The organism is Pseudorhodoplanes sp., from assembly GCF_035565795.1.
Classification (GTDB): domain Bacteria; phylum Pseudomonadota; class Alphaproteobacteria; order Rhizobiales; family Xanthobacteraceae; genus Pseudorhodoplanes.
This window is the reverse complement of sequence record NZ_DATMRV010000121.1, coordinates 1-8,671: the sequence shown is the minus strand read 5'-3', so window position 1 is coordinate 8,671 and position 8,671 is coordinate 1. Positions and strand designations below refer to the sequence as shown.

At 62.6% G+C, this 8,671-nt stretch carries 10 protein-coding genes; 6 read left to right on the top strand and 4 right to left on the bottom strand.

Annotation, left to right across the window (positions count from 1 at the left end; translation table 11 throughout):
• Window positions 1-111: 111 nt before the first annotated feature.
• The 6 genes from VNZ93_RS11705 to ptsN all read left to right on the top strand — a co-directional run bounded on the left by VNZ93_RS11705 (window position 112) and on the right by ptsN (window position 5,798).
• Window positions 112-726: a ribonuclease D gene (locus tag VNZ93_RS11705; protein ID WP_325704690.1), complete on the top strand. Its 615-nt coding sequence runs from the start codon at window positions 112-114 to the stop codon at window positions 724-726.
• Between the two features lie 104 nt (window positions 727-830).
• Window positions 831-1,547 carry an LPS export ABC transporter periplasmic protein LptC gene (gene lptC / locus VNZ93_RS11700; protein ID WP_325704687.1) on the top strand — a complete coding sequence of 239 codons (717 nt, stop codon included), beginning with the start codon at window positions 831-833 and terminating at the stop codon, window positions 1,545-1,547.
• A complete protein-coding gene (locus VNZ93_RS11695) occupies window positions 1,544-2,248 on the top strand; it encodes an LptA/OstA family protein (protein WP_325704684.1) in 705 nt (234 codons plus the stop codon). Before lptC ends, VNZ93_RS11695 begins: the two co-directional genes overlap by 4 nt.
• 81 nt (window positions 2,249-2,329) lie before the next feature.
• Window positions 2,330-3,472 (top strand): LPS export ABC transporter ATP-binding protein, encoded by a 1,143-nt coding sequence (gene lptB, locus VNZ93_RS11690; protein WP_325704681.1) that lies wholly within the window; start codon window positions 2,330-2,332, stop codon window positions 3,470-3,472.
• Window positions 3,473-3,597: 125 nt separating this feature from the next.
• Complete coding sequence (gene rpoN / locus VNZ93_RS11685; RefSeq protein WP_325704678.1) at window positions 3,598-5,136, top strand: RNA polymerase factor sigma-54; 1,539 nt, start codon at window positions 3,598-3,600, stop codon at window positions 5,134-5,136.
• A gap of 203 nt (window positions 5,137-5,339) precedes the next feature.
• On the top strand, window positions 5,340-5,798 hold the full coding sequence (ptsN, locus tag VNZ93_RS11680; RefSeq protein ID WP_325704675.1) for a PTS IIA-like nitrogen regulatory protein PtsN: 459 nt from the start codon (window positions 5,340-5,342) through the stop codon (window positions 5,796-5,798).
• 12 nt (window positions 5,799-5,810) lie between these two features.
• On the opposite strand, the gene VNZ93_RS11675 is transcribed toward ptsN, so the two are convergent.
• From VNZ93_RS11675 to ugpB, 4 genes are all read right to left on the bottom strand, one after another.
• Window positions 5,811-6,080, bottom strand: a complete 270-nt coding sequence (locus VNZ93_RS11675) for a DUF1150 family protein (RefSeq protein WP_325704672.1) — start codon at window positions 6,078-6,080, stop codon at window positions 5,811-5,813.
• Between the two features lie 154 nt (window positions 6,081-6,234).
• The gene (locus VNZ93_RS11670) at window positions 6,235-6,495 is read right to left on the bottom strand and encodes a DUF1150 domain-containing protein (protein WP_325704669.1); all 261 of its coding nucleotides are present in this window, start codon (window positions 6,493-6,495) and stop codon (window positions 6,235-6,237) included.
• A 93-nt stretch (window positions 6,496-6,588) separates the two neighbouring features.
• Window positions 6,589-7,014 carry an Hsp20 family protein gene (locus VNZ93_RS11665; RefSeq protein ID WP_325704666.1) on the bottom strand — a complete coding sequence of 142 codons (426 nt, stop codon included), beginning with the start codon at window positions 7,012-7,014 and terminating at the stop codon, window positions 6,589-6,591.
• Between the two features lie 181 nt (window positions 7,015-7,195).
• A complete protein-coding gene (ugpB, locus tag VNZ93_RS11660; RefSeq protein WP_325704663.1) occupies window positions 7,196-8,506 on the bottom strand; it encodes a sn-glycerol-3-phosphate ABC transporter substrate-binding protein UgpB in 1,311 nt (436 codons plus the stop codon).
• Between the last annotated feature and the right edge of the window lie 165 nt (window positions 8,507-8,671).

The window sequence follows — 8,671 nt, the reverse complement described above, 5'->3', positions numbered from 1 at the left end:
GTGGTACACAGCCAGTGCGGTTGGCGCCTAAGGTGCTGATTTCGCTTGAAAAGTGGTGCTGGCGCGTTGTCTCGCGAGCATCTGGCCTGAAGCGCTCGTATCGAGATCTGAATGACCATCCGTCTGCACCGCGGCGATCTGCCGGACCTCTCGCGCTACAAGAACTCGGTCGCGATCGATACGGAGACGCTGGGGCTCAACCCGCACCGTGACCGGCTCTGCGTCGTGCAATTGTCGCCGGGCGATGGATCGGCGGATGTCGTGCAGATTCCGGCCGGCGGCGCCGATGCGCCGAACCTGAAGCAGCTCCTCGCCGATCCCGCGATCCTGAAGATTTTCCACTATGCGCGCTTCGACGTCGCCGTGCTGTCCAATGCGCTCGGCGTGTGGCCGATGCCGATTTACTGCACTAAAATCGCGTCGCGCCTGGCGCGCACCTATACCGACAGGCACGGCCTGAAGGATCTCGTGCGGGAACTGCTTGCCGTCGATCTTTCCAAACAGCAGCAATCGTCCGACTGGGGCGCCGAGGTCCTGACGGAGGCCCAGATCGCCTACGCGGCCTCGGACGTGCTGTACCTGCACGCGCTCAAGGAAAAGCTCGATGCCATGCTGGCGCGGGAAGGCCGGACCGACCTCGCCGAGGCCTGTTTCCGGTTTCTGCCGCATCGGGCCCGGCTGGACCTTCTGGGGTGGCCGGACGAGGACATTTTCGCCCATTCCTGAGCCTCCGCCGTGCCCGAGCCATATTCGGGCGCGATTTTCCGCCGGCTCCGGGCTATGATGGCAATGTCTGACCATCGATTCCGGGCAGGACGACGACGCTTTCCATGAACCGCATGCTTGCCGGACCCGAGGACTGGGGCCAGCCGGGCCAACCGGCTGCGGGCCGGCCGAAGGCTGTCATCAGCGGGGCCCGCAAGCACAGCCGCCGCGTCCGGCTGCTGCGACGGGCTGTCCCCGTCGCTCTGGTGCTGGCCCTGGGTGGACTCATGGCCGCGAATTACCTCAATCCCGCACGGTGGCTGAAGATTCCGACGGAGTTCGGCACGCTGGTGATTTCGGGATCGACCATCACCATGGAGGCGCCTCGCCTCGCCGGCTTCACCCGCGACCAGCGGGAATATGAGGTGACGGCGGCATCGGCGTCCCAGGACACGAAGAATCCCACGATCGTCGAGATGAAGCGGATCAGCGGACGCATCGACATGGAGGACAAGAGCAAGGTGACGCTCTCGGCTGTCGAAGGCATCTATGACACCAAGGCCGACCTGCTGAAGCTCAATCAGGAGATTCTCATTATCTCGACTGCGGGGTATCAAGGCCGCCTGACCGAAGCGCAGGTCGAAGTGAAGAAGGGCCGGATTGTCTCGGAAAAGCCGGTGCAGTTGAAGATGCCGCAAGGAACGCTCGACGCCAATCGCATGGAAGTCACCGAGACCGGCGGGAATATCCGCTTCGATGGCGGCGTCGTGATGATGCTCACGCCGGAAGCGCTCAATCGCGGCATGCAGTCGCAGGCGGCCAATCAGGCTAACGCGCAATGAAGATGTTTCGCGTGTATCGGGGGCTGCCGATGGCGGTCGCCGCGTTGGTCTTGCTGGCAGGTGTCGCGACTGCGCAGGCGCAAAAGGCGCAGTCGAAACCGCAGGATACGGGCGTGCCGAACGCGCTGCAGGGCTTCGGCACGAACAAGGATCAGCCGGTTCAGATCGAGGCGGCTTCTCTCGAAGTGCGCGACAAGGACAAGATGGCTGTCTTTACCGGCAACGTTGTCGTGACCCAGGGCGACACCGTGATGAAGTGCAAGGAGCTGCGGGTCTATTACGACCAGGACGAATCCAAGGACGGCGCCAAGACGGCCAGCACGATGAAGGCTGCAAAGCCTGGCCCGGGCGGCCGCCAGTCGATCCGCCGGCTCGAAGCGCGCGGCGGTGTGCTCGTTACCACCAAGGACCAGACCGCGACCGGAGCGACCGGCATTTTCGAGATGAAGACCAACACCGTGACATTGTCCGGTGGCGTGGTGATCAGCCAGGGCAACAACGTTCTTCGGGGAGAGCGGCTGGTCGTCGATCTGACCACCAATTTCGCCAAGGTCGAGGGCGGGCGCGTGCAGGGTATTTTCTCGACCAACAAGGACGATAAACCCGGCGGAAAGGACGACAAATCCGACAAGGACCAGAAGCCGTCCGTCAGGAAGAAACCGACGGCCTTGCCATCGTCGAGTGCGCCGGTCACCAACTGACCGGCACTGGTGCTCCGTTGCAACCGAGATTCCGTCAGATTATGTCGGTAACCGGCGGCCGGTCAGTCTGAAGGAATTTGGGTGTTCGATTTCCTCTCGATATTCCGCCGTCGGAAGCCCGGAAAGCAGCGCCAGCGCAAGTCATCCGGCGCGTGGCGCGTCGAGCTTGAGAAGATCGGCGGGCTGGTCGGCAGCAAAACGCCGGCCAAACGTGCGGCCGCGCCGCAACCAGCATCCGTTCCGGAAGCCCTGCAGATCGAGCCGCTGCGGGATGAGTTTCTGGTGGGCGACCAGACGCGCCAGAGATCGCAATGGGAGCACCCGCTTCATCCCGAGACGCTCCGCACCGATCATTTCCGCACGGACCCGGCTCAACGCTATGCCCGCGACGGACGGTCTGCTCCCGCGCCGACGATTGCGCCGCCCCGCACGTCCGAACCGCGTTTCGTCCCGCCGCGCCCGCGGCGTCAGGACCCGATGGAGCAGCGCCCGCACGCCCCGCACGGCTATCTTGCGGCGCATAGCGTCGAAAAGAGTTTCGGCGTCCGCAAGGTGGTGCGCGGCGCGAGCCTGTTCGTCCGTCGCGGCGAAGCCGTCGGCCTTCTGGGGCCGAACGGCGCCGGCAAGACTACGATCTTCTACATGATCACCGGGCTGATCCGGGCCGACGCCGGCAAGATCGAACTCGACGGAAACGACGTCACGCCGCTGCCGATGTATCAGCGCGCGCGCCTTGGCATCGGGTATCTGCCGCAGGAAGCTTCGATCTTTCGGGGCCTCAATGTCGAGGACAACATCCGCTCGGTTCTCGAGGTGGTCGAGCCGGATGCCAAGCGGCGTGAGCGCGATCTCGACTCGCTGCTCGATGAGTTCAACATCACGCGGTTACGGAAGTCGCCGTCGATCGCGCTCTCTGGTGGTGAGCGGCGGCGCGTGGAAATCGCGCGCGCGCTGGCCAGCCGCCCGAGCTACATGCTGCTCGACGAACCGTTCGCCGGCATCGATCCGATTGCGGTCGGCGACATCCAGCAGCTCGTCAAGCATCTGACCTATCGCGGGATCGGGGTCTTGATCACCGACCACAATGTCCGAGAGACGCTCGGCCTGACCGACCGCGCCTATATCATCTATTCCGGCGAAGTCCTGATGGAGGGCCGGGCAGAGGATATTGTGAATAATCCGGATGTCCGCCGGCTCTATCTCGGCGAGCAGTTCCGCCTCTAGCGGCGCACACGGTTGATTTGCCTGAGTTTTAGGCATTTACCTCAACCGCACCCGGCGTCGCCAGGGTTGCAAGTGCGCCTTTTTTCCACATGCACAAATCGTGCCGCTGGGTTAGGACTCCTCCCATGGCACTGACTACCCGCCTCGAATTCCGCCAGAGCCAGGCGCTCGTGATGACGCCGCAGCTGATGCAAGCCATCAAGCTGCTGCAGCTCTCGAACCTCGATCTGATGGCCTATGTCGAGGAAGAACTTGAGAAAAACCCGCTCCTCGAGCGGGTCAGCGACGACGATGGTCCGGCCCTTCCCGGAGAGGTGTCCGAGCCGGCCAGCGTCGGTTCGGACGGCGAGGGTCCCCAGGAATGGATGGGGGAGGACCTCGCAACCAGCCGCAACGCCATCGAGGATGATCTCGGGACCCGTCTGGACAACGTGTTTCCCGATGACGGCGGTCCTGCGGTGGCATCGGCTCGGGCGGAGGACGTGAGTGCGGCGCATTCCGAATGGGCGAGCGTCGGGACCGGCGGCCGTGACGACGGCGAATATAATCTCGAGGCCTTCGTGTCCGCAGAGCTCACGCTTGCGGATCATCTTGCCGAACAATTGTCGCTGTCGGTCACCGATCCCGCGCAGCGAATGATCGGCCAGCACCTCATCGATATGGTCGATGAAGCCGGATACCTGTCCGGCGACATCGCGGCGGTTGCGGACAAGCTCGGCGCCAGCATGGCCGAAGTCGAGGCGGTTCTCGCGATCCTGCAGGGCTTCGATCCCGCGGGTGTCTGCGCGCGCAATCTCACCGAGTGCCTTGCGATCCAGCTGAAGGAACTGAACCGGTACGATCCCGCAATGGAGGCGCTGCTCGGGCGTCTGGATCTTCTTGCGAAGCGCGATTTCGCGAGCCTGCGCAAGCTTTGCGGCGTCAGCGACGAAGACCTTGCCGACATGGTGGCGGAGATCAAGCGGCTCAATCCGAAGCCCGGTCTCGCGTTCGGATCTGCATCAGTTCAACCGATCGTACCGGACGTGTTTGTGCGGGCGGCGCCGGACGGCACGTTCCATGTCGAACTCAATTCCGACACGCTTCCGAAAATTCTGCTGAACCAGGTCTACCACGCGCGCGTATCGAAAAATGCTGCGACGCCGGCGGACAAGACCTATCTCGCCGAGAAGCTGCAATCGGCGACGTGGCTGATCCGCGCGCTCGATCAGCGTGCCCGAACAATCCTGAAAGTTTCCGCCGAGATCGTGAAGCAGCAGGATGCATTCTTCGCGCACGGTGTTCAGCACCTGCGACCGCTGAATCTCAAGACCATCGCTGACGCGATTTCGATGCACGAGTCCACCGTGTCGCGTGTGACTGCGAACAAGTACATGGCAACTGCGCGCGGCATCTTCGAGCTGAAGTATTTCTTCACCTCTGCGATCGCGGCCGCCAATGGCGGCGAAGCGCATTCGGCTGAGGCGGTCCGTCATCGCATCAAGCATCTGATCGACTCGGAGACACCCAATGACATTCTTTCCGATGACACGATCGTCGAAAAGCTGCGTGAGGCTGGAATCGACATCGCCCGCCGCACCGTTGCGAAATACCGCGAGGGTATGCGCATCGCCTCGTCGGTTCAGCGGCGGCGCGAAAAGCAGGGTGCTGCCCTCTCCCGATAATGCGCCGCAGCGGGAATGCTGGTCTTACCTAAATTACTGGAATCGCTGGTCATTTTTCTTTTCAGCCGTTACGGGCGTGCGTTCTCCGCGGCTTGGCCGATGGCCATTGACGGGGCGGGGGGGCGTCCGTATGGTCCGCCGCGCTTCACCCCCGACAACCTCAACTCGGCCCCTTTTTCCGGCGGACACGCGGACCGTTTCCAATGGCGCTTAACGACATCGTGGCCCTGAACGCGGTGATCCCCGCACTCAAGGTCAACGGCAAGAAGCAGGCGATTCAGGAAATTGCGGCGCGCGCTGCTGAAATCAGCGGGCTCGGTGAACGCACGATTTTTGAAACATTGCTGCAACGCGAGAAACTGGGATCGACCGGTATCGGACACGGCATCGCGATTCCGCATGGCAAGCTGCCGAAACTGGATCGGCTGTTTGGTTTGTTCGCTCGGCTCGAGCGACCGATCGATTTCGAGTCGCTTGATGGGCAACCTGTCGATCTGATCTTTCTTCTGATGGCGCCCGAAGGAGCCGGTGCCGATCACCTGAAGGCGCTTGCGCGCGTCGCGCGTCTGCTGCGCGATCCCGACGTTGCCAACAAGTTGCGTGAATCGCGCGATGCCGATGCGCTTTATGCCGTGCTGACCACGCCCTCGCACGCGGTGTAGCGATACGACCGACTAGTGCAGGCTTAGCGCCTCCAGATCTTCATTCTCGGCGTTTGCGATCGCGGATTCGCGTGTATCCGTGACGAAGATCGGATTGCCGTCAGCACCGTATAGCACGAACACGTCGCGGCCTGGTGCAAGCAGGGGCGCATCGGGGCAGAAGAACCCGACATCTTCCGAGCGCGCGACGCGCACATAAGCGAGATTGCGCCAGGCAAGGGACGCCAGATCGCGGGCGGACATTGAGATGACCGTCGCCGTGCGGCTTACAGATGCGGACATGATGCGGCTCCTTTGTTTATTGGACGGCCGGAGCGCGCCGCGGGTTCAAGGGAGCTCTCACATGACGGTGAGCGCGCTGACCCTGAAACGACAAAGGCCACGGCCAGGATATCCCGGCCGTGGCCCGTAAGCAGATCGGTGGGGGGCGTTCGCGTCAGTGGACGCTGACGGCCTCCAGCTCGTTATTCCAGGCATTCGCAACCGCGGCTTCGCGGGTATCCGTTACCATGATCGGCGTACCGTCGGCGGCGTGAAGCGCAAAGAGCTGCATACCGGGCTGCATTTCCGGCGCCTGCGGGTAGAGCTCGTGCACTTTCTCGGATTTGATCGGCTTCACATAGGCGATCTTGCCCCCGCCCAGCACGGCGAAAGCTTGAGTCGACATGATCGGCTTTTCAGTGTGTTCGTTGGTCATGTCAGCTACTCCTTCGTGTCACTCAACTGCCCCTATGGTCCATCGGTTCCGTCCGCCGATCGTCGCATATCCGGGTCTTGACCCTAGATATGGTTACTCGTGCGGAGTTATCGAGATGGTCCGCACAACACGCGCCGGTTCCGGGCGCGCGAGGTCGATCGACAGGAGGCCGTGCTTCAGATCCGCACGCAGCACCTCCATTCCGTCGGCGAGCACAAAGGCGCGCTGGAACTGGCGGGCGGCGATGCCGCGGTGGATGAACTGGCGCGTCTTGTCCTCGGTCTGTCGGCCGCGGATGACGAGCTGGTTCTCCTCGATGCTCACTTCGAGCTGATCGAGGGTGAAGCCGGCCACGGCGAGCGTGATGCGCAAGCGATCGGGGTTGCGATCGTCGCGCGGGATGCGCTCGATATTGTAGGGGGGATATCCGTCCGCCGCTTTGGTGACACGGTCGAGCACGCGCTCGATCTCGTCGAAACCCAAAAGAAACGGGCTGGACAACGAAGGCATCCTGGACATCTCAAAGTCCTTTCCAGCGACTTTGACGGGGCCCAAAGAGGCACCCCCAACAGTCCCGGCGGACCCGCCGGAACCGAGAAATATATGGTCGCAACGGCCTCTGGGTTCAAGACCGCGTAAGAGATTGAGTTTACGCGTTTTTTGCTCGCCGGCCAGGGAGCCGGGTCGCAGGTGGCGCCGCTCAATTAGCCTTTTCGAACTGGCTCAGGATCTCGTTGCCCCGGCGGACGGCCTCATCGAGGGCGGTCTTGGCAGATTTCCGGCCCGCGAGGGCGTCCTCGATCTCCTCCTGAATGATGTCGCGGATCACGACATAGGAGCCGAGCCGCAGCCCCTTGGAGTTGGCCGTGGGCGGGTTGAGGGTCAACTGCCGGATCGAGATGTCGGTACCGGGATTGCGGTCGTAGAAGCCGAGCGCCTTCGTGTGTTCATAGGCGGCCTGGGTCACCGGCATATACCCGGTCCATTGGTGCCAATGCGCTTGCACATCAGGCCGTGACAGGAAGGCGAAGAAGCGCGCCACGCCCCGGTATTCCGCATCCGGACGGCCATGCAGCACCCATAGCGAGCCGCCGCCGATGATCGAGTTCTGCGGAGCGCCAGTGACATTCGGCCAGTACGGGAGCATTCCGTAGCCGATTTCGAATTTGGCGTTGGCGATGATGTCGGCGCGGGCTGCGGATGACGAAATCAGGATCCCGCATTCGCTTCCGTAGAAGCGCCGCTCTGCGTCGTTGGTCCGGCCGGAATAGTCGAACAGCCTGCTCTTTTGCCATTCGACCAGCGCCGACAGATGGCCGGTGACCGCGACATTGTTGAATTGCAGCCGTGCGCCCGGACCGCCGAGACCGTTATCGAGGGTTGCGATCGGCAGGTTGTGGAAAGCGGAGAAGTTCTCGACATTGACCCAGGACGGCCAGCCGGTGGTGACACCGCACGGAATCTTTCGTTCGAGGAGTTTGCGCGCCGCCGCCTCGACCTCGGGCCAGGTTGCGGGCGCCTTATCCGGATCGAGACCCGCCAGCCGGAACTGGTCCTTGTTGTAATAGAGGATCGGTGTCGAGGCGTTGAATGGGAACGAGAGCATGTTGCCGCTCGTATCCGCGTAATAGGCGGCGATCGCCGGCAGGAAGGTCGAGGGCGAGAAATCCATCCCCTGCGCGCGCATCAGGAGATGCACCGGATAGACCACACCCTTCGCCGCCATCATGGTCGCGGTCGAGACTTCGGCAGACTGCAGGATCGCTGGATGTTGTTTCGACCGCAGCGCGAACATCGCTGCGGTCATGGTTTCCGTATAGAGACCCTTGTAGGTCGGAATGACCTTGTACTCGGATTGCGACAGGTTGAAATCGCCGGCGATCCGCTCGACTTCGCGCCCGAGTTCGCCGGGCATCGCATGCCACCAATGGATTTCGGTCACGGCCGTGGCCGGGCTTGCGGCCAGGAGCCAGGCAAGCGGAGCCAAGGCAAGGAAGCGGGGCAGGCGCATCCAGGTCCCCCAATAGGCTGGAAACGGACAGCCGGACTTTAATGGCCGGCTTTCCGCAAGGCACTGGCCCCGCGGGCACCCTCATTTACCGTCCGGATGGAACCGCATCAATGCGTGGCGCTACGGCGGGGTCGTGGACGAGAGGCCACAAATCGAAAAGCCACC